22 protein-coding genes and 3 pseudogenes are annotated in these 26,425 nt (G+C 64.4%); 15 read left to right on the top strand and 10 right to left on the bottom strand.

The window, feature by feature from the left end; translation table 11 throughout:
* Window positions 1-161 precede the first annotated feature (161 nt).
* The 5 genes from GC150_17205 to GC150_17185 all read left to right on the top strand — a co-directional run bounded on the left by GC150_17205 (window position 162) and on the right by GC150_17185 (window position 3,506).
* A complete protein-coding gene (locus tag GC150_17205; protein ID MBI1386645.1) occupies window positions 162-353 on the top strand; it encodes a hypothetical protein in 192 nt (63 codons plus the stop codon).
* Window positions 354-572: 219 nt separating this feature from the next.
* Window positions 573-1,544, top strand: coding sequence for a helix-turn-helix domain-containing protein (locus GC150_17200; protein ID MBI1386644.1), 972 nt, complete (start codon window positions 573-575; stop codon window positions 1,542-1,544).
* A 106-nt stretch (window positions 1,545-1,650) separates the two neighbouring features.
* The gene (locus tag GC150_17195) at window positions 1,651-2,478 is read left to right on the top strand and encodes an NAD(P)H-binding protein (protein MBI1386643.1); all 828 of its coding nucleotides are present in this window, start codon (window positions 1,651-1,653) and stop codon (window positions 2,476-2,478) included.
* A 27-nt stretch (window positions 2,479-2,505) separates the two neighbouring features.
* Window positions 2,506-2,922 carry a DUF4345 domain-containing protein gene (locus GC150_17190; GenBank protein ID MBI1386642.1) on the top strand — a complete coding sequence of 139 codons (417 nt, stop codon included), beginning with the start codon at window positions 2,506-2,508 and terminating at the stop codon, window positions 2,920-2,922.
* Between the two features lie 59 nt (window positions 2,923-2,981).
* Window positions 2,982-3,506 (top strand): DUF1772 domain-containing protein, encoded by a 525-nt coding sequence (locus GC150_17185; protein ID MBI1386641.1) that lies wholly within the window; start codon window positions 2,982-2,984, stop codon window positions 3,504-3,506.
* On the opposite strand, the gene GC150_17180 is transcribed toward GC150_17185, so the two are convergent.
* The 4 genes and pseudogenes from GC150_17180 to GC150_17165 all read right to left on the bottom strand — a co-directional run bounded on the left by GC150_17180 (window position 3,488) and on the right by GC150_17165 (window position 6,513).
* Window positions 3,488-4,165: a DUF4386 family protein gene (locus GC150_17180; GenBank protein ID MBI1386640.1), complete on the bottom strand. Its 678-nt coding sequence runs from the start codon at window positions 4,163-4,165 to the stop codon at window positions 3,488-3,490. The two genes, GC150_17185 and GC150_17180, sit on opposite strands and share 19 nt — an antisense overlap.
* 44 nt (window positions 4,166-4,209) lie before the next feature.
* Complete coding sequence (locus GC150_17175; GenBank protein ID MBI1386639.1) at window positions 4,210-4,995, bottom strand: SDR family oxidoreductase; 786 nt, start codon at window positions 4,993-4,995, stop codon at window positions 4,210-4,212.
* 130 nt (window positions 4,996-5,125) lie between these two features.
* Window positions 5,126-5,482 (bottom strand): VOC family protein, encoded by a 357-nt coding sequence (locus tag GC150_17170; protein ID MBI1386638.1) that lies wholly within the window; start codon window positions 5,480-5,482, stop codon window positions 5,126-5,128.
* Window positions 5,483-5,493: 11 nt separating this feature from the next.
* Window positions 5,494-6,513: pseudogene (locus GC150_17165) on the bottom strand (zinc-binding dehydrogenase).
* Between the two features lie 100 nt (window positions 6,514-6,613).
* On the opposite strand from GC150_17165, the gene GC150_17160 reads away from it, so the two are divergent.
* A complete protein-coding gene (locus GC150_17160; GenBank protein ID MBI1386637.1) occupies window positions 6,614-7,492 on the top strand; it encodes a LysR family transcriptional regulator in 879 nt (292 codons plus the stop codon).
* A 217-nt stretch (window positions 7,493-7,709) separates the two neighbouring features.
* Here GC150_17160 and GC150_17155 read toward each other — a convergent pair whose 3' ends face one another.
* Window positions 7,710-8,399, bottom strand: coding sequence for a helix-turn-helix domain-containing protein (locus tag GC150_17155; GenBank protein MBI1386636.1), 690 nt, complete (start codon window positions 8,397-8,399; stop codon window positions 7,710-7,712).
* A gap of 146 nt (window positions 8,400-8,545) precedes the next feature.
* On the opposite strand from GC150_17155, the gene GC150_17150 reads away from it, so the two are divergent.
* From GC150_17150 to GC150_17140, 3 genes and pseudogenes are all read left to right on the top strand, one after another.
* Window positions 8,546-10,186, top strand: a complete 1,641-nt coding sequence (locus GC150_17150) for a peptide ABC transporter substrate-binding protein (GenBank protein ID MBI1386635.1) — start codon at window positions 8,546-8,548, stop codon at window positions 10,184-10,186.
* Between the two features lie 79 nt (window positions 10,187-10,265).
* Complete coding sequence (locus GC150_17145) at window positions 10,266-12,311, top strand: CocE/NonD family hydrolase (GenBank protein ID MBI1386634.1); 2,046 nt, start codon at window positions 10,266-10,268, stop codon at window positions 12,309-12,311.
* A 136-nt stretch (window positions 12,312-12,447) separates the two neighbouring features.
* Window positions 12,448-12,660, top strand: a pseudogene (locus GC150_17140) (DUF2793 domain-containing protein).
* On the opposite strand, the gene GC150_17135 reads toward GC150_17140, so the two are convergent.
* A complete protein-coding gene (locus GC150_17135) occupies window positions 12,614-14,269 on the bottom strand; it encodes a hypothetical protein (GenBank protein ID MBI1386633.1) in 1,656 nt (551 codons plus the stop codon). The pseudogene GC150_17140 and the gene GC150_17135 sit on opposite strands and share 47 nt — an antisense overlap.
* A 166-nt stretch (window positions 14,270-14,435) precedes the next feature.
* Here GC150_17135 and GC150_17130 point away from each other — a divergent pair, with 166 nt between their 5' ends.
* Both GC150_17130 and GC150_17125 read left to right on the top strand, forming a co-directional pair.
* Window positions 14,436-15,887: a DASS family sodium-coupled anion symporter gene (locus tag GC150_17130; GenBank protein MBI1386632.1), complete on the top strand. Its 1,452-nt coding sequence runs from the start codon at window positions 14,436-14,438 to the stop codon at window positions 15,885-15,887.
* Between the two features lie 445 nt (window positions 15,888-16,332).
* Complete coding sequence (locus GC150_17125; protein ID MBI1386631.1) at window positions 16,333-17,331, top strand: tetratricopeptide repeat protein; 999 nt, start codon at window positions 16,333-16,335, stop codon at window positions 17,329-17,331.
* A 1,813-nt stretch (window positions 17,332-19,144) separates the two neighbouring features.
* On the opposite strand, the pseudogene GC150_17120 reads toward GC150_17125, so the two are convergent.
* A pseudogene (locus GC150_17120) lies at window positions 19,145-19,285 on the bottom strand (6-aminohexanoate hydrolase).
* Between the two features lie 103 nt (window positions 19,286-19,388).
* The gene (locus tag GC150_17115; GenBank protein MBI1386630.1) at window positions 19,389-20,837 is read right to left on the bottom strand and encodes a hypothetical protein; all 1,449 of its coding nucleotides are present in this window, start codon (window positions 20,835-20,837) and stop codon (window positions 19,389-19,391) included.
* A 155-nt stretch (window positions 20,838-20,992) separates the two neighbouring features.
* On the opposite strand from GC150_17115, the gene GC150_17110 reads away from it, so the two are divergent.
* Window positions 20,993-21,457: a hypothetical protein gene (locus GC150_17110; protein MBI1386629.1), complete on the top strand. Its 465-nt coding sequence runs from the start codon at window positions 20,993-20,995 to the stop codon at window positions 21,455-21,457.
* Window positions 21,458-21,751: 294 nt separating this feature from the next.
* Here the strand turns inward: GC150_17110 and GC150_17105 are convergent, their stop codons facing one another.
* Window positions 21,752-22,672, bottom strand: coding sequence for a LysR family transcriptional regulator (locus tag GC150_17105; GenBank protein ID MBI1386628.1), 921 nt, complete (start codon window positions 22,670-22,672; stop codon window positions 21,752-21,754).
* 98 nt (window positions 22,673-22,770) lie between these two features.
* Here GC150_17105 and GC150_17100 point away from each other — a divergent pair, with 98 nt between their 5' ends.
* Genes GC150_17100 through GC150_17090 form a run of 3 tightly spaced genes read left to right on the top strand, consistent with a single transcriptional unit; the run spans window position 22,771 to window position 25,174 of the window.
* Window positions 22,771-23,919: a DUF971 domain-containing protein gene (locus GC150_17100; protein MBI1386627.1), complete on the top strand. Its 1,149-nt coding sequence runs from the start codon at window positions 22,771-22,773 to the stop codon at window positions 23,917-23,919.
* Entirely contained in the window at window positions 23,916-24,509 is a 594-nt protein-coding gene (locus tag GC150_17095) for an HD domain-containing protein (GenBank protein MBI1386626.1), read from the top strand. Before GC150_17100 ends, GC150_17095 begins: the two co-directional genes overlap by 4 nt.
* Entirely contained in the window at window positions 24,506-25,174 is a 669-nt protein-coding gene (locus GC150_17090) for an ureidoglycolate hydrolase (protein MBI1386625.1), read from the top strand. Before GC150_17095 ends, GC150_17090 begins: the two co-directional genes overlap by 4 nt.
* A gap of 352 nt (window positions 25,175-25,526) precedes the next feature.
* Here GC150_17090 and GC150_17085 read toward each other — a convergent pair whose 3' ends face one another.
* A complete protein-coding gene (locus tag GC150_17085) occupies window positions 25,527-26,405 on the bottom strand; it encodes a LysR family transcriptional regulator (GenBank protein ID MBI1386624.1) in 879 nt (292 codons plus the stop codon).
* Window positions 26,406-26,425: the final 20 nt, after the last annotated feature.

Genomic DNA, 26,425 nt, shown 5'->3' with positions numbered 1-26,425 from the left:
CGCAGCATCAGGACACGGCGCGGCGGCGCCTGGGGCGTCGGGAACGTCAGGGGATTGGTGGCGCGGGCCGGGTGCATCCGTCCATGAAGCTGACGCGCGTCATCGCCAGCGCCGCGGCACCGGTCGCGGAATGGGCCGGCGCCCTCGTCCTCGCAACGATCTTGCTGAGCGGATGCGCGACGGGTGCTTCTGACGGTGGTGGTCCACGGGCGTGTCCGCCGGTCGTCCAGTACAGTCGGGAGTTCCAAGCACGAGTTGCCGAGGAGATGGTCCTGCTGCCGGAGAACTCGGCGATCGTGGAGAGGCTGAGCAACCATGCGGTGATGCGGGCGCAGGCGCGGACATGCGCTTGATCGTGTGCACGGCCGAAGGTCGTCCCTCCAACCCCTGCCGCGCGTTTCTGGAATCTGCGAGCCACATCGCCTTGCGGAGCTCGGGCTCCTCTCGAAGCGTTCCCGGCTTTTGGACTGGCGTTGCCGCGATCTTGACAGCGATCGGCATATTTGGAGCTCGTGCCCATTCCGCGTAGAGTTTCGATCGTGGGCTACGTTACTTCATTATTCGCGCGAAAGATGGTCGCCGCGGTGAGGACTCAAGTCGATGCGGCCGCATTGCTTGCATCGGTCGGTCTCGATGCGGAAGGGCATTGGGATCCGAAGGCGATGCTTCCCGCCGACAGCTACTACGACCTGCTGGAGCGCATCGCCTCGCAGACGGACGCGACCGATCTGCCCCTGCGCGTCGGTGCGTCCATGCGGCTCGACGAGTACGGCGCGCTGGGATTGGCGTTCAAGGCGGCGACGACGCTTGGCGGGTCCTTTCAACGGGTGGAGCGCTATGCCCGGCTCTGGACTAGCGTCGTGGAGTACGAGTTGCGTCCCGATCCGCGCGGCACGCTCTTCATTCTGCACCGATCTGGCGTGCGGCGGCTGGGCCTTCGGCTGTCGAACGAGGCGACGCTCGCGAGCGCCGTCTCTATAGCGAGGCAGGTCTGCCCGGTGCCCGTCGCGCCCCTGGAGGTGCTGGTCCAGCATCCAGCCCCGACTTCCACAAACTGTCACAACGACTATTTCGGCTGTCCTGTCAGTTTCGGCGCAGACCTGGATGCAATCCTGTTCTCTCGGAAGACGCTGGCGCAACCGAACATCCTAGGCGACGAGGGAATTTCGCGTTACCTGACCTCGCATCTGGATGCCGAGTTGTCGGAGATCGCCGATGAGGCCCCGCTGGTCGCCCACGCGAAGGACGCCATCGCACAGGCGCTCACCGAGGGCGCGCCCAGGATGGCGGATATTGCACGCGGTCTCGGACTGAGCGCGCGCTCCTTTCATCGGCGTCTGTCGGAACACGGGATGAGCTTCCATACCCTTACCGAGGAGACCCGCCGCGACCTGGCCGTGGGACTCTTACGAGAGGAAAGCCATTCCCTTGCCGAGATCGCTTTCCTGACAGGGTTCTCCGAGCAGAGTTCGTTCACCCGGGCTTTCAAGCGCTGGGTGGGCACGACGCCGGCGAGTTACCGCAAGGCTCGTATGAGCCGGTGACGCCGCTTTGGCGACGGCGGTCAAAACGGTGGCACGGCCGGTCAATACCGCGTTGCGCCCCAGCTGGTACCCCTTGGCCATCACTTGAAGCCAAGGAGCAAGACCCATGCAACCGAAACCAATCCTCGTCATTGGCGCCACCGGCAAGACCGGAAGCCGCGTTGCTGCCAAGCTGGAGGCCAAGGGGCATCCGGTGCGCCGCGGCTCGCGCAACTCTGCGACACCTTTCGATTGGGAGGCGCCTGAAACCTGGGCTCCGGCCCTGAGCGATGCCCGCGCGGCCTATGTCACCTACTTCCCCGATCTCGCCTTCCCCGGCGCGGTCGAGAAGCTCGAGTCCCTCGTCGAGACGGCGAATGACGTTGGTGTCGAGCACCTCGTGCTGCTGTCGGGCCGGGGTGAGCACCACGCCCGTCTCGGTGAGCAGGTCGTGCGCAATTCGGGTGTGGATTTCACCATCGTGCGTGCCGCCTGGTTCGCGCAGAACTTCAGCGAAGGCTATCTGCGCGACCCGGTCCTCGCCGGCGTGCTGCCCATGCCGGGCGGCGACATCGCGGAACCCATCCTCGACATCGACGACATCGCCGATGTTGCGGTCGCGGCGTTGACCGAGGAGGGCCACCGAGGCCAACTCTACGAGGTGACCGGCCCGCGCCTGATGACCTTCGCCGACATGGCGCGAGAATTGTCCGAGGCGACCGGCCGGCCGATCCGGCACATCCCCATCAGCTTCGAGGACTTCCACGCCAACATCGCGCAATCGGGCGGAGATTTCGTGGCCGACGTCTTTACCGCCATCGCACGCGAGACTCTTGACGGGCGCAATGCGCACACGACCGACGGCGTGATAGGCGCCCTCGGACGGCCGCCACGGGACTTCGCCGACTTCGCCAGGGGCGCGGCCATTGCGGGCGCGTGGGCCAGCGCGGCCTGACCCGCCCTCGTAGCGAAAGGAAATCCGATGACCCTCAGACGTCTCCAGAAGGTCGCGCTCGGCATCGCCGGCGTCTCGGCCCTCGGCATCGGCGTAGCGATCACCTTGGCACCGCATGCGTTCTACGCGAGCTACGGTATCCCCCTCGGGTCCGACCCGAGCCTTCTAAGCGAGTTGCGCGCGCCCGGCGCCGGTCTTGCCGCCCTCGGCGCCGTCATGCTGGCGGGGATCGTCCGGCAGTCCCTGAGCGCGGTGGCACTCGTCGCGGCCCTCGTCGTATTTCTCGGGTTTCCTGCCGGACGCATCGTCGGCCTCGCCGTCGATGGCCTCCCCTCGGCCGGGATAATGGCGGCGCTCGTCTTCGAACTCGCGGTCGCGGCGCTCTGCCTCTTCGCCTTCCGGCCCGGGAGAGGACGTGCCGGAATGCGCGTCGCCCTCCGCTGACCCCTTCCGACGCGGCGGGCGTGCTCCGCCGCGGTCCGCACATCAAGGAGACCCCTCCCATGTCCCCGTTCTTCTTCATCCTGATGCAGTTCGCCATCCTCGCCTATGCCTTGGTCGCGGGCGTCTTCCTGGCCTTCTCCGACTTCATCATGCGGTCGCTCGCGCTCACCGGTGGGGCGGGCGGAGTCGAAGCCATGCAGGTCATCAATCGCGAAGTCTTCCGCTGGGTTTTCATGTCCCTTTTCCTGGGGATGGCGGCCGTGTCGCTGGTCATCGTCGGGTATGGCGCGACCAACCTCGCTCACCCCTCCGGCGGACTGATCCTGCTTGCGGGCCTCCTCTACCTGATCGGCTGCTTCGGCGTGACCATCTTCTTCAATGTGCCGATGAACGAGGCTTTGGCCGGTATGAACCTGTCCGAGGACGCGACCCGCGCCTATTGGACAGGCACCTATCTGCCGCGCTGGACCTTCTGGAACACCGTTCGAACGCTGGCCTGCGGGGCGTCCGCAGCCCTTCTGCTCTTCGGGTTGCTGTGGATGACCCAGGCGCAAGCAGCTGCGTTTCAGGTCGGCGCCCGCTGAAGCAGCAGCCGCAGGCAGAAGGCCGTTTCGGCCAGGATGGTAACGCCGTAGGCCAGCATAAAGGCGGATGAGAGGTCCGGCGCAAAGAACCGCAGCGCGCTGCCTGTGAGATAGACCAGACCGGCCGCGATCAGACCGATGCCGAAGGCGCGCGCGAAGACGCCCGAATGCCAGACGAGCATCCCCATGATCAGGCTGTTCACGCCGAAGAAAACGAGGCCGAGGTCATAACCATGACTGTGCAGATCGAGGAAAACCAACGCCAGTGTCTTTGCATCGGCAACCTCGGTGCCCCCCGAGATCAGGAGCCACGCGGCCTGCATGGCCATGAGGTTCGCGGCGATCAGAACAGTCTGGATCAGGCGGAAGACCATTGCGGAGAGCGCAAGCCCCGGTGCGACCGATCGAAAGATCAGGTAGAGCAGAATTGCCAGCCCCGCATCGCAGAGCGCCATGATCAAGTCGGCGGCGATGGCGAGCCGAAACTGACCTGGTGCGGCAAGGATTGCCGTCGCCGTTCCTTCTGCATCCGCGAGGTCGATTAGGGGGCCGCGCAGGCCAAGCTCCGCACCCAATCCAGCAACGATGATAATCAGATAGAACAGGCCGGCAATTCGGATCTGGCGCACAAGGCCCGGGGTCAGGGTAAGCTCGGTCATGGTTTCGGTCCTTCGGGCATTGCGTCAGGCGGACGTGTCTGCGTTTAGTCCGCTTTGGGTGCGGCTGCCGAGCCGGCCAGTAACCCGCCGTCGACGGTCAGCTCCGTCCCAGTCATGTAGGCGGCCTCGTCCGAAGCGAGCAGAATTGCGATGGACGCGACTTCCTCGACCGTCCCGAAACGGCGCAACGGCGTGTCGGCGACAAAGGCGGCCATGCGGGCCTCGCGGTCCGGCCCGTCGCCCAGAATCGGCTCCCACATCGGGGTGAGGATCGCCGCCGGGTGGATCGAATTGCAGCGGATGTTCAGCCCCTGTTCGGCGCAATAGAGCGCGACGGACTTGGTGTGATTGCGCACGGCGGCCTTGGACGACGCATAGGCAGCCGCCGCCGGAATTCCCACGAGGCCGGAACGAGACGAAATATTGATGATCGACCCGCTGCCCTTGGCGCGCATCGCGCCGATCGCGTACCGGCAGCCGAGGAAGGTGCCGTCAAGATTGACCGCATGTACGGCCCGCCAATCCGTCAGTGAGGCGTGCTCGGGGTCGTGCGGGCGCATGGCCTCCTCGAAGCCCGTGATCCCGGCATTGTTCACCACAACGTCGCAGGCCGGCCACGCTTCGGCAAGTGCTGACCAATCGGCCTCGGAGGCCACATCGAGGCGCATGTGGTGCCCGCCGATTTCACGGACGACATCGGCGGCGCGACCCGCGTCCTTGTCGGTCACGACGACGGTCGCTCCTTCTTGGGCGAAGGCCCGCGCGATCGCAGCGCCGATCCCGCGCCCCGCGCCCGTGACGATGCAAGTCTTGTCATTCAATCGGGACATGGTTTTCCTTTCGGTGGTGGTCGCGGTCGCAACGTGGAGCCATCCAGTTGGGGCTTTTCGGAGCTAAGCCCATCCTGACGCAAGCGAGCCGAGGATGGCATACCGGCAAATGTATCGGGCATTGTATTCTCTAGTCAGACAGACACAGCTTGTTGCCATCAAGGTCTCTCAGATAGCCGGAGAATTTCGGCCCACGCTGACTGGGCGCGCCTTCGCACGTGCCGCCCGATGCAAGGGCCAGGTCGTGCATCCTTTCAACGTCTTCCTTTGCCCCGACATAAATGCCAACCATCGTGCCATTCCCGTTGGTTGCCGGCGCCAGATTGAAGGGTGTCGCTATTGCGAAGGAAAAATCCTCGCCAAGCCAGTAAGTTATGCGGTCCGAAGGCGACATGGTCTGAAGACCGACGCCCGCGAAAAGTCCGTCGTAGAAGGCCTTCGAAGCGCGCATGTCGTTCGTTCCGATGACGAAGTAATTCATTCTCATGTTTGTCTCTTCTATTGAATTCGTGTTTCAGCTGATTGGCTGGCGCGCGCCAACACTACGACGACATTGCCGCGCTTGTGACCCGTCTCCATGTGGTGGTGCGCTTCGATCAGATCGGCCAGAGGGTAAACCCGGTCGATAACAGGAATCAGCTTCCTGTCCTCGACCATCTCGACGAGGGTGCCCAGCGTCGGGCGCAGCACGTCCGGCTTGAGCATGCCGGTAGCCGAGAAACGCGCCTTGCGCGTTCCCGCAAACGCGGTGCGCAACATCGCGCCCAGCAGGCCGAGGCCCAGCACCGGACAGACGTAGCGGCCGGAGCGGGTGATGCTTCGCTTGGCCTCGGCAAAGGACGAGACGCCGAGCGTATCGTAGATCACGTCATAGCGCTCGGCCTGTCGAGTGAAATCCTCCCGGCCGTAGTCGATGACCCGCCCGGCCCCGAGTGCGGCCACCATGTCGGCGTTGCGGGCGCTGCAGGTGCCGGTGACTTCGACCCCCATCGCGGCGGCGATCTGCGCAGCCGCGCTGCCCAGGCTGCCCGAGGCGCCGAGGATCAGGACCTTCTGCCCCGCGCGCAGTTCAGCCACCTCGCGCAGGAAATTCAGCGAGGTCAGCGGCCCATCGCACATCACGGCGGCGTCCTCATGCGACAGTGCCGCGGCCGTCTTCATCGGCACGCCGGACACATCGAGGCAGATGTGGCTGGCATTTGCCCCGAACTTGAGCCCCGCCTCGCCGAAGACGGCGTCGCCCACGGCATACCGGCTGACATTGTCGCCTACGGCGATCACCTCGCCCGAGAGCCCGGTGCCCGAAAGGTTGTGACGCGGGCGGCGCAGGCCAAGGAAAAGACGTGCAAAGTGGGGCTGCCCGGCCAGCATCATGCCATCGGCGCGCGTCACGGCCGAGGCGCGGATTTGGATCAGGATCTCGGTGGGGCCGGGTGCCGGAATCGGCCGGGTCACCGGGTTCAGCACCTCGGGGGTGCCGTACTGATCGATGCTCTAGGCAGTGAGTGTTATGGTCATGGTGTTGTCCTTTCGGTTCGGTTGCCCTTTCTCTACCGGACCGATTTCCGTCCGAATATTGCAGCTTTCGCACTAGTGTGGTTCATAATCGTTCCGGACGGTGGATTGGAAATCTCTTCCGGCTTTTCTGGCCGTTGCGCGGGCGGGATCGCTCCGCGGTGCTGCCGAGCAGCTTGACGGTACCCACGCGACCGTGCGCCGACAGGTCGAAGGGCTTGAGGCGCAGCTGGGTGTGCAGCTGTTCCGGCGCAGTGCGGGTGGGCTGGAGCTGTCGGCGGCGGGTCGCAAGCTGCTGCCGCAGGCGCTGGAGGCCGAAGCGTCGTTACGCCAGGGCTTCAACGCCGTTCGCAGTCTCGACAGTGAGGCGGCGGGTCGCATCCGACTGTCGGCCGACCCGATGACCGCGCATTTCCTGCTGGCGCCGGTTCTGGGCGAGTTCCTGTCGCTCAATCCCGACATCCATTTCGACATGAAACTGTCCTACTCTATCGAGTCGATCGAAAAGCTTGAGACCGACGTCTCGATCCGCCACGTGCGCGACCTCACCGGCGATGCTGTGGGGCGCAAGCTGTTTCCGCTGTCGATGGGTGTCTTCGCCTCGCGCAGCTACATCGACAGGCATCTGCACGATGCCGGGCCGCGCGGCGAGGCTCTGACCTGGCTCGGCTACGGCGATGTGCCGGAACTGCAGGCGATGATCGCCGCCTCACCGTTTCCGCGCGCGAAGGTTCGCCATGCCATCGCCGATCCAGCGATGCACATGCACCTCGCCCGCGCCGGGGCGGGGATGACCTTTCTGGCAGCTTGGGTGCAAAGCGTCTTCCCCGAGTTGCAGCAGTTGCCGGGAACCGAGCTCGAACAGTTCCGCTCGACCTGGGTGCCGATGCACGGTGACCTGCGACGGGTGCAGAGGGTCCGGCTCTTCGTCGATTTCCTCTACGAGTGCCTGCTTGAGCGGCGCGCAGACTTCATCGGATGATTGTCACTCCGGCCTTGATGCGTATTCGGTCGCGAGCATGGCACCTCCAGTACTGCTAGATGTAAATTCTTGACCGGGCGCCTGATGCGCGCCGTGTCAAACAAATGATTTCAATGCCTTAGGCTGGAGAAGGTTCGCTCCCGATCCCATCCTCTCCGCCAAGGCCATGTTCGTGTCGCCCGACGACTTCGCCGCGATTCCGGCGCGGGATTCCGGGCTACTTTCCCTTCCGCTTTCGCGGTCCGGTCGATGCGCCTTGGGCTTGCACGACGTCCTTCGGTATCACGACCGGCGAGACCGCCCAGATGAGCTTCGTCACACGCTTGGAGCGGTTGCGGGCGTGGTGCGGAATGCGCCCCTCGAAGCTGTAGCTGTCGCCCTCGCGCAGCGTGATGAACTCATCGCCGATCTGCATCTCCAGCTCTCCCTCGATGACGAGGCCGTGTTCTTCGCCACCGTGCTCGAGAAGGGGCTCCTCGGGGCCATCGGTATAGGGGGCGTACACCGCCAGGCCCATGTAGAAGCGCCCGCCGATCGAGCTCGAGATCAGTTGATCCGTATAGCCGAGTTCGGCCGGGGACTGGCCGTAGAGAACGTTGAGGTTCCGCCGGTTCTGGGCGCGGACGATGCATGCACGCTCGAGTGGTCCGGCGCCGGGTCTCCTGGCGAAGAACCAGTCGGGCGAGACGGCCAGGGCGGTCGCAATATCGTGCAGCAGGTCCATCGACGGGTTCGATGCGCCCCGCTCGATCGCGCTGAGGTGGCTGACGGAGACACCGCAGGCATCGCTGAGCGCCTTCAGGGTCAAGCCACGGACCTTGCGGAGCTGGCGCATTTCCGAGCCGACCGACACGAGGCTCTCGGGCACGACCTGACGATCGTCGATGCGCTCATCCCTCCTGGCCATCACATCCTCCACGGTTGTCCACGAAGCACTATCCCCAGGCACCCAGCGATGCAAACGCACGTACGCTGACAGAAGAATTTGATTGAAAAATTCTTTTCAGAATGGATATTCGAAGTGACGTTGCGTGACTTGGAGTGCACCCTCCAATGGTGCTGGCAACGTCCATGCGGGGTCCGCGCATACAGGGAGGAAGTACCGTGATCGAACGTTCGCTTGCAGCGCTCGAGAGGCGCGCCATCGAGGATCGCCTGTCGCGCCGCAGCTTCATGCGTGCGGCGGTGGGAGCGGGGCTCTCAGTCGGCCTTGCCACGTCACTCTGGAGCAAGGTCCAGGCAGCGATGCCCAAATCAGGTGGGACGCTGCGGCTCGGCGCCGACGGCGGCGCCACGACGGACACGCTCGACCCGCTCGTCGGCCTCGGTGCGGATCACCCGCAGTCGGCTGCATTCGCCACCTTCGACACGCTGACCGAGATCGATGCGACGGGAACGCCGGTCCCGAGCCTCGCCGAAAGCTGGGAGGGCAACCGCGATGGCACCTGGGCGATCAGGCTGCGGCAGGGCGTGGAGTTCCACGACGGCAAGTCACTCACGGCCGAAGACGTCGTCTGGTCGCTGAACCAGCACAAGGGCGATGCCTCCAAGAATGCGGAGGCCAAGCAGATCGTCGGCAATCTCACGGAGATCCGTACCGATGGCCCGAGCACGGTGATCCTGAAGCAGGCGGAGGTGAATTTCGACCTGCCCTCGCACCTTTCTTCTTTCGGCCTGCTCATCGGCAAAGCAGAGACCGCTTGGAGTGCGGGTGTCGGCACGGGCCCCTACAAGTTGGAGAATTTCGAGCCGGGCGTGCGCTATATCGCCAGCAAGTTCGCCAACTTCTATCGTGACGACCAAGGCCACTTCGATTCCATCGAGCTCTGGAATATCACCGACCCGGCGGCCCGCGTCTCGGGTCTCCTCGGAAGCAGCCTCGACGTCATCGGCTCGCCGAACGTGACCTCTGCGGTCCGGCTCGGCAAGCTGGCGGGCTACAAGCTCATTTCCGTCTCCGGCACCCAGCACTATACGACGGACATCCGCACGGATACCGACCCGCTTTCCAACGCTCACCTGCGCAATGCGATCAAGTGGGGTGTTCGGCGCCAGGAATTCGTCGACAAGATCCTCGGCGGCTTCGGCACCATAGGCAACGATATTCCCCTGGCGCGCGGCCAGCAGTTCTACAATGATCAACTCCCGCAACGGGAATACGATCCCGAGAAGGCCAAGTGGCATCTCACACAAGCTGGATTGTCGAAAATCGACCTCGAATTGAATACGAGCGACGGTGCCTTCTCCGGCGCGGTCGACATGGGCGTTCTCATGAAGGAGAGCCTCGCCCCGATCGGCATCAATCTCGAGGTGAAGCGCCAGCCGGCGGATGGCTATTGGTCGAACGTGTGGATGAAGCAGCCGTGGAGTGCGTCATACTACAACGGGCGCCCGACCGCGGACTGGATGCTGACGTCCCAGTATCATTCGTCCTCGGAGTGGGATGCGACCTACTTCGACAACACCGAGTTCGATGCGTTGCTCGCGGCAGCGCGAGGCGAGGCGGAGGAAACCAAGCGTCGCGAACTCTACTTCAAGGCGCAGGAGATGCTTTGGGACAAGGGCGGTGTCGTCATCATGGCCTTCGTGAACATCCTGATCGGCGCCAGCGACCGCATGGGGCATGGCGCGGTGGGTGTGAGCCGGCGCCTCGACGACGGGCGCCTCGCACGGCGCTGGTGGTTCGAGGGCTGATCGGCATCGCAGCGCGCGGTCGGAAACGGCCGCGCTTCCACACGAGACAACCATCTGAGTGATCGGGAGCAGGCAGGTCATGAGCCAATCCGCCGGTCTGCCCGGGGACGTCGAAGTCGTCGAGCATGTCAACATCGAGATGCCTGACGGAACCCGGCTCTCGGCCCGCCTCTGGTTGCCGCAAACCGCGTGGTCGCAGCCGGTGCCGGCGGTCTTCGAATACATTCCCTATCGCAAGCGTGACATGGTGCGCGCTCGCGACGAGCGCAATCATCCCTGGCTGGCGGCACGTGGCCTTGCATGTCTGCGGGTCGACATGCGCGGCTCCGGAGACAGCGCCGGCCTGATGGATGACATGTATGCGCCGGCCGAACTTGCCGATGCCCGCAATGTCATCGAATGGATCGCCGCCCAGCCGTGGTGCAACGGGTCCGTCGGCATGTTCGGCACGTCCTGGGGTGGGACCGCCAGCCTGCAGGCGAGCATCGATGCACCGGACGCCTTGAAGGCGGTCATCGCGGTCTGCGCCACGCACGATCGCTACGAGGACGACATTCACCACATGGGCGGGTGCCTGCTCACGGACAGCATCGAGTGGGGCACCACGCTCCCGGCGATTCTCGCTTCGCCCCCCGACAGCGCGACCTTCGGCGCCGGGTGGCGGGAGGAATGGCAGAGGCGGCTCGACGAACTCGCATTTCCTTTGGAGACCTGGGTTCGCGAGGAGGCGCGTGGAGCATATTGGCGCTTCGGTTCCGTGCGGTTCGATTGCGAGCGCATCTCGTGTCCGGTGCTGGCCGTCGGGGGCTGGTCGGACCGCTACTCCAACTCGGTGATGTCACTCGTGCAGGCCCGCCCGGACCTTGCCTGGGGCGTTGTCGGGGCATGGGGCCACCACTATCCGGACCAGGGCCATCCGGGTCCGGCCATCGGCTTTCAGGAACTCATGCTCGAATGGTGGCGCCACTGGCTGGACCCGCAGCCGAAGCAAGTCCTCGACTGGCCCAAACTGCGCTGCTGGCTCTGCGAGTACGACCCGCCTGCGGACGTGGTGGATACTCGCCGCGGGGCTTGGATCGAAAGTGGCCCGCCGAGCGAGGAGACGCATCCCGTCACCTGGTGCCTCGCCCCGCAGGGCCTGGTGCCGGCGCCGTCGTCTGGCGATTGTCGCATCGGCAGGACCGGCACGTCCCGCGCTGCCTCCACCGCATGGCAGGTTCCCTTCGACCTGCGCGTCGGCCAGGCCGCAGGCGACACCGGCTACTTCGGTCGTCACGGAGGTCAACCGCTCGATCAAGCTGACGACGATGCCCGCTCGCTGTCGTTCGAGACGGAGCCACTCGGGGAAGACGTCGTCCTCTATGGCAAGGCGCAGGTCGAGCTGACCCTGTCATCGCACGAGCCCATCGCCCAACTCTCCATCCGACTGGTCGACGTCGCGCCGGACGCAACGGCGGGGCGGGTCGCCTTCTCCATGCTCAATCTGGCGCTCGACGACAACCTCGATGAACCGGCGAGCCCGCCGGCACGCCAGGAACGCCGCGTGACGGTGGTGTTCCACAGCAAGGCGCATCGCTTCCGCAAGGGTCAACGCATCCGCCTGTCGATCGCCGCGTCGTACTGGCCCATGGTCTGGCCGGCGCCGCGCCCGAGCGACGTCCACATTCACCACGGCCGGCTCGCCCTGCCGCGATTGAGCTCTCCGGCAAGGCCCCTAGGACGCGTGCTCCCTGCCCCGAGCGATCTTCCGGTTCAAAGGAGCTACGTCGCCGAAAGCGCGCCTGCGATCGAACGATATGCCGCTGAAGGAGCCGATGGCAGGCTTGTCCAGGGCTGGCACCAGCCACTCTCATCACTCCGCTTCGCAGAGACCGGAACGACTTTCTGCTACGAGACACGCGCCGAACATCGGATCGACCCGGCCGATCCCCTTTCGGCCGAGAGCCGCTTCACGCACCGCCTCGTTTTCGAGCGTCCGGACGGCGTCGTCGACGTTCGCTGCTCCGTGGGCATGACCGCGGACGCTACGCGGTTCCACCTCGAAGGGGACCTCGAGGCGCTCTGGAACGGAAAAGTCGTCGCCCGCCGGGCATGGTCGCCCAAGGTTGCCCGGCGTCTCTCGTGACCCGGCCGCCTCAGGTGAGCCCGCGCCGCCGAGGCTTGCCCCGGCGCCCGCCTCGCGTGGCAAATCCACAAGCTCTCCGCCCGCGTTGGGTCGGGCGTGGAAAGGACCGTCACCCTCTCGTTCCGTGGGTCGCCCCATGTCCGATGCCACGCCCCATCTGCTGCTTGCCTAGATTCTCGCTGGGCAGGCCCATAAGCACGTCACCCACAACGAGGCGCTGCGGATCCTCCACGGGCTCGTCCAGTTCTCGGTGCTCGATTGGGTTGTAACCACCCCTCCTGATAGCCCGGCCACCGGCAAGCCTACTCGCTGGTGCGAAGCCGTGAACTCTGCACGAGCAGGATCGTGAGGAGCGGCGCCACCACAGAGATCACCGCGACGGTGGTCAACAGAGCGCCGAGATCGGAATAGTCGGCTGGCGTTTGGACCACTCCGCTCGCGCGGTCACGCACTTCGCGGCTAACGACGAGCATCTCGTTCAGATAGCGGGTGAGCAGGCTCGACGTCGATAGGGCGAGGTTTGTGAAGGAGGCCATCACCGCAAAGAAGGTGGCCTTCAGGTGATCGGGCGCATTGCGTGCGATCCAGGCCAGCATCGGGATCATGGCGATCTGGCCGAGCGGGGATTCGACCGCGGTGTCGATGACGGCGATGAAGCGTGCATCGACGATGCCGCCGGTATTGGCCGCGGTCCAGTGATGGAGGCCGTAATAGAGCCCGATATTGGGCAGCGCCAGCAGACCCCCCGCCACGGTCAGCAGCACGACGATGTAGGCGATCGACCGCGACGCCATCAACGGCCTCAGCAAGAGCATGCCGGCGAGCGTGAGCACCGAGGCGATCAGCGACAGCACCGAAAGGAAGCTCTGATCGAAGCCCAGCTCATCGATCTCGAACCAGGTCGCTCCAGGGCCTGGAAGCGGCACGGCGCGGAAGACGAAGATGATCACCGCGGTGCCGACCAGTGCCCGCGCCCGCGCCGGATCGAGCTCGCGCAGCAGCCGCCGCATCAGAACCAGCACGATCGCCAGCGAGCCCGTGAGCACGATTTCCTGAGACAACGGCACCTCTGTCAGGCCGATGGCGAGCGCCAGAACGACGAAGGCCAGGCCGCCGCCGAGATACCAGGCACTCGGCTCGGCCGCAGATCCGGTTTCGCCCAGGGCGCGCTCGATCGCACCGCGCTCGAGGCCAAGGGCGACGAGACGGCGGCGCTGGCGGCGACGCAGAAAGGCCGCCAGGACCACACCGCTGACCGACACCAGCGGGATGGCCAGCGCCAGCAGATAGATGCGCGCATAGACGTCGATCCTCTCGCCCTCGCTCATCTCCTCGACGCCGGCGAACATGATGATGTTGAGGAGCGCGACCGAGACGAGACCACTGATGAGCGCAAAGCGGCCGAGCGTCTGCATGGTCGTGTGCATCGCCTTGGCTTGGCGCTCGGTGAGCGGGGTGCCGTCGGCCTCGACCTTCGGTACCGCCTCCACCGACATGGCGTCGGCAACGGCATCCTGGACGACGTAGCCGCACGGGGCGAGCAGCACGCTGACGACGAACCAGGCCTCCGCGCTCATGACCGTGGCCATCGCCTCGGGTCGGGCGACCAGCCCGTACATGATCAGCAGCGAGGCGGCGATGAGACCGGCGCCAAGATGGACGAGTAACGCCTTCCAGCGCCACAAGACGTCGACCAGGTGGCCGACCGGCATCTTCAAAGTCCAGGGCAGGCCGGCCCAGAAGGCGAGCCCCGCGAGGAAAGCCGCCGAAAGCTCCAGATAGTCCTTGACGAAGAATGTTCCGACGATCGCGGTCAGGCCACTGAAGCCAGCAGCGAAGTAGACCATCAGCGGTGGCAAGAACGACCAGCGGAACTGGCGGCCGACATCGAGGATGGTCACCTCGAACCAGCGACCGAGCGACTGTTTAAGGACCGTCACGCGCCCGCTCGCGGCCATCGTCACCTCCGCTTTCCGCTTCCTCGATCCGATCTTTTACTTGCTATCATCGGCACGCCATTTGCGCTCGATCATTTGCCCGCGGCTGCCTTTGGCCCAAGTTGCAAGGCTGTCTTAGGCAGCGAGCTGCTCGGGAGGGTCGGCGATGGCGACAGGTGGAAACCGCATGGGGGAGGCGACGGACGAGCCGGCCTCGCGTGGCCGGTACGGCCTCGTCGCGGGCCCCTCGGTCTTTCTGGCGATGGTTCTGCTGCCCCCACCGGCCGGTTTGCAGGAGCCGGCATGGGCGGTCGCCGCCGTCGCCGTGCTCATGATCATCTGGTGGATGACCGAGGCGCTGCCGCTCGCAGCCACCGCGCTCGTGCCGGTCGTGCTGCTGCCAATCATGGGTGTGCAGGCCAGCGAAGAGGTGGCTCGCGCCTATGCCCATCCGCTGGTGTTCCTATTCCTCGGCGGTTTTCTCGTTGCCAAAGCACTCGAAGGCTGGGGCCTTCACAGGCGCCTTGCGCTGACCATCGTTCGCTACGGGCCATCGGGACCGGCGGGCCTGATCGGCTCGCTGATGGTGGCGACCGCATTCCTCAGCATGTGGATCAGCAATACCGCCACCGCCATGGTCATGCTGCCGATCGCGTTGTCGATCGCGGCAACGGCCCGCAGCACCGAGGGGCCGGGCGAGCCCTCGGATTTTTCCGCGGCGCTGATGCTGGGAGTCGCCTTCTCGGCCACCATCGGTGGCATGGCGACCCTGATCGGCACCCCACCCAATGCGCTGCTTGCCGCCTACATGGCCTCCGTGCATGGCATCGAGATCGGATTCGCGGCCTGGATGGCGCTCGGCTTGCCGATCGTCGCCGTTCTGCTGCCGCTGACATGGCTGGTCCTGACCCGCATCGTGTTCCAGGTGGAGGCTGCAGATTTGCCGGAGCCGCGCTCGGCAGGCAGCGGCGAGTTCGAAGCACCGCTCGAGCCCGGTGCGCGTCTGACCGCCGCCGTCGCATTGCTGACCGGGCTCGCCCTCGTGCTGCAACCGCTCGCGGCAAGCCTGCTGCCGCAGGCGCCCCTCAGCGACGCCGGAATCGTGGTGGCCGCGGCACTGATCCTCCTAGCTGTCCCGGCGCCGGGCGGGGCGGGCCGCAGGCTTCTCGATTGGCAGCAGGCGCTGACGATCCGTTGGGACGTGCTGGTGCTCTTCGGCGGCGGCCTCGCGCTGGCGGCGGCAATGCAGTCGAGCGGCCTGTCCCAGGCGATCGGTGACGGCGTCTCGAGACTGGATTTCCTTCCGACCGCCGCGATCGTGCTGCTTGCCATGGTGGTCATCGTCTACCTGGGCGAGCTTGCGAGCAACACTGCCGTTGCCGCAATTTTTCTTCCAGTCGCCGGCTCGGTCGCGGCAGGGCTCGGTGTTGGACCGGCCGAGTTGGTGCTGCCGATCGGCCTGGCGGCCTCGCTCGGCTTCATGCTTCCGGTGGCAACGCCTCCGAATGCGATCGTCTACGGCACGGGGGGTGTCAGCAGCAGGCAGATGCTGCGAGCCGGGGCGCTACTCGACGTGCTGACCATTCCCATCGTCTATGCCATCGTGCTCGCTCTCGGCGCCGTCGTCGTCGGCCGGTGAACCGGGCGGTCCGACGTCGTCCCGCTCGTCGGGCGAAGGCAGATGACCATGTAAGCGTCGCGCGCGCCGGGGGCTTTCCAATCGTGATCCCAGTTCTTCGGCAGGGGTGCGGCGGTGCGCAGGTTGCGTCCACCGTCTCTTCATGCCCGGGCTTGACGCGTGATCGCCCGCGCTCGTTCCGGCGGCTCCAAGGGCCACCCTCCCGCTGGCAACGAGGCTGACCGCGAACCAACATTCGTCCCGAACTACCCGCTGGGAGCTTGGCAGCCTTTCATCGAGCGTCGTGGAGAAGCCGCGTTATCCACCGAATGTTCGGTGTCCATGTGCCGTGCGCCTTTGCCGGTTGGGGGGCAGGAGGCTTATCCTGTCGCACGTCACACAGCGTCATTCCGTTCTCCCTGGGTAAGCGTGACGATCCTGATGTGGTTAGGAAACGGGGGCCACTATGCTCAGACAGGCTGTCGCTACCAGTCTCTTGATGCTCGCTGCCACCGGGGCGAGCGCTGCCGTGCTCGATGACTGCAAGAGCAACCGTGATCCCGCCGTCCGGCTCAACTCCTGCAGCCAGGTGATCGAGGCGGCCGACGCCACGAGCGCCGACAAAGCCATCGCCTATCGCAATCGCGGGGATGCCCGGCTCAGTGCGGGTGCTACGGATCAAGCCATTGCAGATTACAGCGCGGCTCTTGGCTTCAACCCGAGCGATGCTCAGTCGCTTGCCGGGCGCGCCCGTGCATATATCACAAGCAACATGCTCGACCGTGCGGTCGAGGATTTCACTCGTGCGATCGAGCTGACAGACGGGCAGTTGGCGCGGGCTCGGCTCCACATCGGACGCGGCTATGCCTGGCTCGTCAAGGAACGCTCCGATCAGGCCGTCCAGGACTTTGCCGCAGCCGTCAACCTCAACCCCAAGAGCGCCACTGCGCATAATCATCTGGGGCTCGCCTATCGCAAGACAGGCGATAACCAACGCGCGATCGAGGAATACACTGCCGCGATCACGCTCAATCCTGCTTACGCCCTCGCATACAATAACCGCGGCTACGTCTACGAGGCGCTTGGCCAGCGTACGGAGGCTATTGCGGATTTCAGTCGCGCGTTGCTGCTTGATGGGAGCCTGACGGGCGCATCGGATGGGCTGCAACGGCTCAAAGCCGGAGGGGAGAGTCCGTACGGCGAGCTCAACAGCGCGCTCATTGCCAAGGGAAAAGATCTCGCTCGGACCAATTGCAGCCCCTGTCATGCAGTGGACAAGGCAGACACGAGCCCAAATGCCAAGGCGCCCGCCTTCCGCGCCTTGTCGGACCGCTACCCCGTACTCTCCCTAAGGGAGCCATTGTCGCGTGGGATCGCCGCTCCGCACGATGTCATGCCGAATTTTTCGCTCCAGGACGAACAGATCGACGCCATCATCGCCTACATCAACGCGCTGAACCGGTAAGGGCGTTCAAGTCGGCCATCCTGTCATGAGTTGAACCGCGTGGACACACTGGAGGTCGTTTCGTTCGACTCAGGCGGCGATCCTCAGGTCCTCCAGGCTGTCTTAAGATCAGCTAGAGACAAAGCACACCATCGTCCCGTGACTGTGGTTCAATGACTACGGCGAATTCTTGATCCTCGTCGGTCCGATGACCGATCTGGGGCCGACGGAGCGGCGAACACTTGTCACTCAACACCGAGCGACTTGAAGAACCATAGCGATTCAGTCACATAGGGTGCAATGTGTCCACATGGTTCCACTCCAAGGGTCGCAAGTTGCGGCTGGTTGATCTAGCGCTCTAGGAGTTCGAAGAGTTGAAGGCTCGTGGACATTTCCTCATGGCGTCGCCTGGAGTGGAGCTGCGACGTTGCGCCCGATCGGAATTTTCCTACGGTCAGTCATTGGCCATGTGACCGCGCTGGTGATGATGCTGGCGTCGTTCGCGTGGACGAGTCCGGCTGTGGCCCAGGATTGGTCCCTGCAAAAGACCGCGCAACCGACAACGTACACATCGGTCGGTCAAACGATCACCTACACCTATGTGTTGAGGAACGGCGGCGGCGGCAACGGCACCCTGACGGTCTTGCTCGACGACCAGATCGGGGTGGTGAATTGTCCTACGAATTTGGTCCCGGTCAATGCCGTCATTACCTGCACTGCCAGCTACACGATAACCGCAGCAGACATCACCAATGGCTCTGTGACAAACGTGGCTACGGCTACTGGCAATAGTTGTGGCGAGTGCCCGATAGTGGTCTCGTCGCCGCCTGTGACGGTCAATTTCGTTCCACCTACGACAGGCTCCTTGACCATTGCCAAGCAAACGGCGAATGGAACGGGAACTTTCGCATTCTCGGTGACCGGGCCAACGGCGATCTCAGGTTTCTCGCTGACCACGACCGCAACCGGCACCCCAGTTTCGACGGCTGGTTCCACCCTGTCAAACCTCAGTCCTGGCACCTATGAATTCACGGAAAATCTGCCTGCGGGTTGGTCGCTCACCAGCGTGATATGCACGGGAGCCGGCCTCACTTCGTCCAACGTCGAGGCAGGCGGAACGGCCAGGATCACAGTGGCCGCGGGTGCTGGCGGGACGTGCACCTTCACCAATTCCGAGCTGGGCAACCGCACGCGTTCCATCATCGGCAACTTCTTGACCAGACGCGGCGACCTGCTCGCCAGCGAGACCGGACGTCCAAGGCTCGTGGACCGCAGGGCCAACGGGACAGGCGGTCCATTTCGCAATAGCAGCGGCGCGATGATGCTCGGTGGAGGTGGCAACGACGAGCAGGGCAGTTTCGAATTCGCAACGAGCCTCTCGCGCATCCAATCGACTTCGGCGAGCCGCCGGAAAGACAGTATCGCGCGGCTGGGGGCGACGTCGGACCATGCATCCTTGGATATTCACGACGGTGGCAGTACCGAGCCGCGACCTGGTTTCGACGTATGGGTGGAGGGCAAATATACCTACTACGACCACGGAATCGATGGTCAAAAGTCCGACGGCAGCTTCGGTCTCCTGCGTGTGGGCGCCGACTACCTGTTGCGGCCGTGGTTGCTGGTCGGCGTGATCGCCCAGTTCGACAAGACAAGCGAGTCTTCGAGCGCACTCGGCTACAGCATCGATGGCAAGGGATGGATGGCCGGCCCCTTCGCGGAGTTTCAGCTCTCCGACAATGTGATCCTCGATATAAAGGGTCTCTGGGGCGAGTCGTCGAACTGGATCAGCCCGTTCCTGACTTATCGGGATACTTTCGAGACGACTCGCTGGCTCGCCGCGGCTTATCTCCTCGGTTGGCAGGAATTCCCGCAGGTGGCAAACCGACCAGCGCAGTCTAGGAAAGCTGAAATAGACCGAGTCCGGCTGGGTGATGATCCTGTCCTCGGGTGGCGGAAAGCCCTGCATCCAGCCCATGACGCCGGGATCGGACTCTCGAGCAGACAGCGTGGCGGTCTGGGCGAACGCTCCCGTTGCTACGCCGGTCGAGATAATAAGCCCCGCCGCAATCGTGACGACCCTAGAAATTGATGACGACATTGACGAACCCTCCTGTCCATGGGGATGCATCCCTGCCGATGACATTGTCGATTCCTTCCCCGGGAAACGAGACCGAGACGCCTGCCGTCAAGAACGTATTCCGATTGATGATGCGGCTGTACTCGATGAAGATGTCGTCAGCCAGATGCCCAAAGGTCACGCCAGTCACCAGGTTCCCCGACGCGTCGATGCGTGTGGCCTGACCGAACTGGATCGGGCTGTTCAACTCGTTCGCGCGAATATGCGCGTAGCGCAGGGTGATGGTGTCCTGCCGGCTCGGCTTCGCTTGCAGGGTAAGCGTCAGGGCGTTCACGTTGGAGTTGATGAACGTAGAAGCGGACTTCGAACCCGTGGCCCAGGCACTCGGGCTGCCCTGATAGTACAAGGGATCGAAACGTTCGAGTGTTGCGGTGTCGGGATCGTCGCCGGAGAACGTCTGGTAGCCAACGGTCAGGCTAGGGGTCCATGGCAAAACCGAAAAAGCATAGCCCGCAGTGACCCGACCGGCCCAGGCCTCGAGGTCGATGCGGTCATTCTGCTGCAAAGCTAAATCGGCCGTGAACGTCCAGTTCTCCAACACGCCCTCAAAGGGGTTCGTTTTTCCGTAAAGGTTCAGCGTCCGGGTCCCTTCGCGCGCGCCCGGGATCACGCTTGGCGGCGCGCCTTCGGCGCCCGCCTGTGGATAAGGCGAGTCCGAGTTCAGCACGTCCACATAGGTTGCCCCCAGATATCCGCCTCGCGGGGAATCAAGCCGCAGGTCGATCCCAGCAAGTTCGTTTCTGCCGTCATTGGCAGGCAATTCGTTCGGGTCGATGTAGAAGGCCGTTCCAGTGAGTTCGCCGAAGGTCAGCCGCCCGATGGCGGCCATCTCCCAGGCCTTGCGCGGGCCAAGCTTCAATGCTCCGCGCTCGAAGCCACTCGTTGCGCCATTCGCAATCAGCATGCCGGTCCCGAGCGTCAGTTCGCGCGCGCCGAGCGAGACATCGTAGGAAGCCCCGTCACCGAGTTCACCACGGATCCCAAGATGGGCCTCTTCAAGCGTCGTCGCCCCTATATCGCCCGTGTCGAAGGCATCGGTGCCCAAGGTATAGGACGACACGGCCGACAGCTTGCCGTAAAGCACATCGCCCGATCCAAGCTGGTAGTCAAAGCTCAGGCCCGGCTTGATATACGCTTCCAGCCAGTTGGTGTCGGGGTCGAAACCGCTCCCCGGTGCGGTCGTGGCCGCCAGGTCCCAGAACAGGTTCTGCTCGCTGACCAGGTTCAGACCGGCCTGCAAGTGCCAGCGAAGGGTCAGGCCGTCACGATCGATGATCGTGGTTTGTTCCTGCGCCAGAGACGGATACGCGAGCAGGATGGATGCCGATGCCGCGAAGCCCGTTACTCTCCTCGTCAGGCCAAAGCCTGGCCGTCCCAACCATCTTGCCATGTATCCATCCAAGTAGCGTTTCGTGTGCGAACAGCAGCGCGCGATCGCATTCAAGCACTCTCTCGAAACACTAGTCCGAATCTACTGGCCAACAATCGGATCGCCGCCCAAAATGGGCGGCGCACCAGGTCCGTCAACGAGGCCCAGGAACCCACATGGCACAACCAGATGACGACGCTTCAGAGTTCGTACGCAAGGCGTTCACGAGCCTCTGGCCGGTACACCTGTCCAGTTTCAGCACGCTGCTGATCCAACTGCGGAAAGCCTTCGATGGTGACCTCGACCTGATGCTTGTTCTGGCCGTGATCGGAGACAGAACGCGGCCTGATGCTTGGCAACCCGAGCCGATCAGCTACCGCCAGATAACGCGCCGCCAGGGCGAAGAGCACCTCCAGGTCCCGATCAACATCCAATCGGTTGCCGACTACTCAGGTATCCCGCGCGAAACCGTCAGGCGCAAGGTACGAGTGCTGCTGGAGAAGGGCTGGGTCGAGCGCGACGCAGAGGGGCGCCTGACGATCTCATCCACTGCAGCGGCAGATCTGGAACAATCGACCAACCACAGCATACAGTATCTGGCGGCAATTTCGAATGCCGTGCTGGCCGCGAAGCTGCGCTGAACCACTAAATCGTTTTAAAACAATTGGTTAAAGTGGAGAAGGAAGTCTTCCGACCCCTCCTCTCCGCCATCCCTACCGGATGCGATCGGTGTCGAACTGCCGGTGCGGTGTTCGAACGTTGGGTCCGGGGGCCTGCAAATCACCCGGCACCCGGCTGCGGAATCATTCTGACACTGCCCTCTGGACGCTGCCGCCTGGCAGGCACGACCTCCACCACGCCGAAGAGCCCCCATTTCCGCCATCTGCAACAACTCGCCCAGCGCGAGCCTCAAGGCGGATGGGCGTTCCTGCCGATCAGAGCGGTTTTCCAGCCATCCGCGTCGACGAATTGCCTGCGCAAGATGGAGCCCGGCGGTTCGGCCAATGGTGCTCGGTGATCTCGAGCATCGTTTGCCACTGGCTGCGCGAGAGCGCTTTCTGTCCCGCGAGCATCCAGTAGCTTTCGTGATGACGAAGCGATTTCGGGTCGAGGCGGATCAGTGTTCCCGCCTCCAGGGCGTCCATGCACAGGGGCAGAGAGGCAAGGAAGACGCCGAGGCCGGCCCTCGCCGCCCCGAGAGCCGAGACATGGGTATCGAAGCGCAACTGCGGCACAGGCGTGGTCGCAAGCCCGAATTCCGAGGCCCAGGAGGTCCAACCTGGGCGTGGACCGGCGCAAGCTATGCGCGGCAGGGTCGTCCAGGCCTCCGCTTGTGCCGCAAGGTCGGGAGCCGCCACGGGGACAATCTCCTCGGCGTAGAGCCGTGCGCGATAGGGGTGCGGCCAGTCGCCCGTGCCGTAGCGGATGCGGATCACGTCGTCTTGCGGGGCATCATGGGCGCCAACGACGAGCGTCTGGATCGAGATTTCCGCCTTCATGAGGGCTTGCAGACGGTCGAGCCGCGGCAGAAGCCACAAATCGATCACGGATTGGCTGGCCGAAATGGTCAGTCGATCGCGACTGGTTCCAAAGACCGCCTCGGTGCTGTCGCGCAATCCCTCGAGGGCGACGCGCACATGCGGCACCCAAGCTTCTCCCTCGACCGTCAGTGTGACGGCGCGAGCCCGGCGATGGAAGAGCGCGGCGCCGAGGTGCCGCTCGAGCTGCGCGATCCTTTGGCTGACGGCGGCCTGCGTCAGGCCGAGCTCATGGGACGCTGCGGTAAAGCTGCCGAGTCGCGCCGCGGCCTCGAAGGCACGAACCCAATCGAGCGGTGGGAGCTGGCGCCTATCCATAAGCGAAACGGCGTCTCAGAGAGGATATTATTCATTTGCGTTTTAGTATCGAGCTTGCGAGGGTCGGCGTCAATCGAAACGCTACAGTGGGTCCTCTCGTGCTCTCCGTTTCCGTCGAACCATCCGGCAACGTCCTCAGGCTCGAAACCGCCGCCGGCCTCCATCGATTCCACGCGATCTGGCTCCGGGACAATGCGCAGGATGCCGAAACGCGCGCGCCGGGGAATGGTCAGCGTCTCATAGCCTTGCGTGACATCCCCGCCGAGACCCGCATTGCAGCAGCCGAGATCAACGCCGAAGGGATTGTCCAGGTCCGCTTCGTTCCCGAGAACAAGACCGTGACCTATGACGCTGCTTGGCTCGAGGCGAATGCCTACGACCGTCCGGCGTCAAGGTCACGGGGCTGGCTACCCGCGGGGACCGAGCGGTGGGACGCGAGCCTGATGCGAAACGTGCCCTGCGGCGACTTCGCCGAGCTGCAACGCGGCGGCGCCGAGTTGTACGCATGGCTTGGCCATATCGTCCGCTACGGGTTCGCCAAGGTGGTGAACGGTCCGATCGAATCCGGGGCATTGTTCCGGGTCGTCGATCTCTTCGGCTACGTGCGCGAGACGAACTATGGGCGGCACTTCGAGGTTCGCACCGAGGTGAACCCGACGAACCTCGCCTACACGGGCCTCGGGCTCCAGGCCCATACCGACAACCCCTATCGGGACCCCGTTCCGACGGTCCAAGTGCTCTACTGCCTCGAAAGTTCGGCGGCAGGCGGCGAGAACATGGTGGTCGACGGCTTCGCCGCGGCGCTTCGCTTGCGCCAGGAGAATGCGGACTGGTTCGACGTGCTGGCCGATCATTGCGCTCGGTTCGAATACGCGGGAGAGGCGGGGGTCTGCCTGACCTCGCGGCGTCCGATCATCGAATTGGCACCGGATGGAGAACTGATCGGCATCCGCTTCAACAACCGGTCATTCGCGGCCGTGACGGATGTCCCCTTCGACAGGATGCCGGACTACTACGCCGCCTATCGCCGGCTGGGCGAGATCATCGACGACACCGCGATGGAGGTCACGTTCCGGCTGAACCCGGGCGAAGCCTTCGTGGTCGACAACACCCGCGTGCTGCACGCGCGCAAGGGCTTTTCCGGCGAGGGGAAGCGCTGGCTGCAGGGCTGTTACGCCGACAAGGATGGCCTGCGTTCGGCCCATGCCGCCCTGACGCGCGGCGGCAGACTGGAGGCGGCGGAATGAAACCCGATGTCGACAGCCTCGGCCCCGATACCATCGTCGACTTCCTCGCCTCGATCTTCGAGCGTCGCGGCGGGGAGGAATACCTCGGTGAGCCGGTGACCATGGGTCAGCACATGCTGCAGGGCGCGACCATCGCCGAGCGGAGCGGCCAACCCGAAGAGATCATCGTCGGCGCACTCCTGCATGACATCGGACATTTCACCAGCGAATTCGGCACCTTCACGATGGGCGACACCGAGGACCGCCACCACGAGGATGCCGGCGCCGCGGTGCTGGAGCGCTTCTTCCCCCCCGTCATCACCGATTGCTGCCGCTACCACGTTGCGGCCAAGCGCTATCTCTGCGCCACACGGCCCGATTATTTCAGCCGCCTCTCCGAGGCCTCGATCCATTCGCTGAGCTTGCAAGGCGGCCCGATGAGCCCCGAGGAGGTGGCCGAGTTCGAGAAGAATCCCAACCTCGAGCAGATCATCGCGGTGCGCTACCTCGACGAAGCCGGCAAGCGCCCCGACATGGACACACCCGACTTCCGGCATTTCGCACCAATGGTGCAGCGGATGGTCGACAAGCACTGGGGGCGGCAACCGTGAGTTCACCCGAGTACATCTTCGAGGCTGCAACGAAGCCCTCGCTGCCCTGGCACGAGGTGCCGCTGATCCGGGCCACCGAGGCGAGCGTGAAGGGCTACGGCTGCCTCGTCGACAACCCGGAGGGTTTCGAGATTGAGATCGTGCGCTGGCCGCAGCAAGGCTGGCGCCCGGTCGACGACGGCACCGGCGATGAGGGCGGCTGGGTCGAGGGCGTGTTCTCGGCCGAGTGGCAGGGCGACGTGCTGTACGGGACCAACGAGGCGGTGAAGGGCCATTATGTCCTCGGCTGGTCGACCGATCCGCAGAAGGCGCGCAGTGACCGGGCGACCGCACCGCGCGATCAGGTGCTGCTATGGCACATGAACTACCACCCCGACGGTGGCCAGATGTTCTGGCCGCTGGATGCCCGACCCTTCATCGTTCCGGTGGCGATGCCCGGCGACAACCTCTCGCCCGAGAAGGTCGTTGCCTTCTGGTGCGACGGCACGCGCGGGCTCTACATCCATCCGGGCATCTGGCACGAAGGCATCTTTCCGGCGGAGGATCGCCAACGCTTCCTCGACCGGCAGGGCCGCGTCCATGCGCGGGTGAGCGCCGATATCGGGCGCGAGTTCGGCGTCTACCTGTCCTGTCCACTGCGGGCGGACAGGGTCAGGGATTTGTGAGCCCTCGTCGCGATACCCGGAACCGGGTCAGCGATCCTTCCTTCCGTCTGTGCTTGCGACGGTTGTCGTCTGCTAGGTGGACCTCGTGACGTCGTAACAATGCGTACGTTGTGGGGACGGGATGGAAGCCGATTTCCCCCTCGACGCATTGCAGTGTCCCTGGCTCGCGTCTGGGGGCTAGTCGATAGGTCGCCCTCGAGGCTGCCCGGTTCTCGACTGAGCGTGGCCGGGCGAATCCGGCAGGGTCGCCCCTTCGGCAACGACAGTCGGCCAGCAAGTCCGGGCCGACGCCCCGGCAAGTCCGGTCACGACGATTCCCCGTTGATTGCCGAACCTGGTGCGGGCTGGCCCTTCACCCGTCAGCCTCGAGGATGGAGGCCAAGAGTGGATTGGGAAAGCGACGGTCGCGCGTAACCGCAATGAAGGACTCGGCAATGCCGTCAAGTTTGACGGCCTCGACCAGAAGCCCCGTGGCAAGTTCGTCCTGAACGACGATGGGGGGAATGACGGCAAGCCCGGCGTTCTCGCGCGCCAGAAGTCGCAGCATGGCCATGTCGTCCACCTCCGCGGCGATGGAGGGCACCACGCCGAGGCGGCTGGCCAGCGCGTCGAAGGCATCGCGCAGCGCGGTTTCCCGAGTGGGCAGCACGATCGGCTCGCGAGCGAGAAGGTCGGCCAGCCGCCACGGTGCGGGCCCGATCCGTGCGGGTGTGCCAATCAGGCTGACCGGCTGCTCGGACAATCGATGCACCAACCAGGGGCTTGCGGCATCGCGCGGGGGGGCGAGATTGGTCAACAGCACGTCGAGCGAGGTTGCCTCGAGTGCCCGCAAGAGTTCGGCCTGACTGCCTGAACGCAGTACGACCTCGACATCGGGCCGACCGATGATGGGGCGCAGGAATTGCAGCTGGAAGTTTCGCGAGAGCGTCGCCAGAGCGCCGACCCTCAGAACCTGCCGACTGCGACCGGTCTCGCGCAGAACCGCGCTCAGATCATCGGCCGTGCGGAAGATCGCCTCGGCATGATCCAGCGCGATCCGGCCCGCCTCGGTCAACACCATGGTACGTCCGCGCCGTTCGAACAGGTCGTGGCCAAGCGTCTGTTCCAGCGTACGGATCTGAGTGGACAGCGCCGATTGCGAAAGGTTCAGCCGCCGAGCCGCCGCGGTCAGCGATTCGTCGATGGCTACAGCTCGGAACAGGCGCAGGTGATGTAAGTTGATCAGTGCCATCGTTCAATATTATCGAATGA

This window comes from Hyphomicrobiales bacterium (genome assembly GCA_016125495.1).
Classification (GTDB): domain Bacteria; phylum Pseudomonadota; class Alphaproteobacteria; order Rhizobiales; family RI-29; genus RI-29.
The sequence above is the reverse complement of the archived record's forward strand: the minus strand, read 5'-3'. Positions and strand labels throughout refer to the sequence as shown.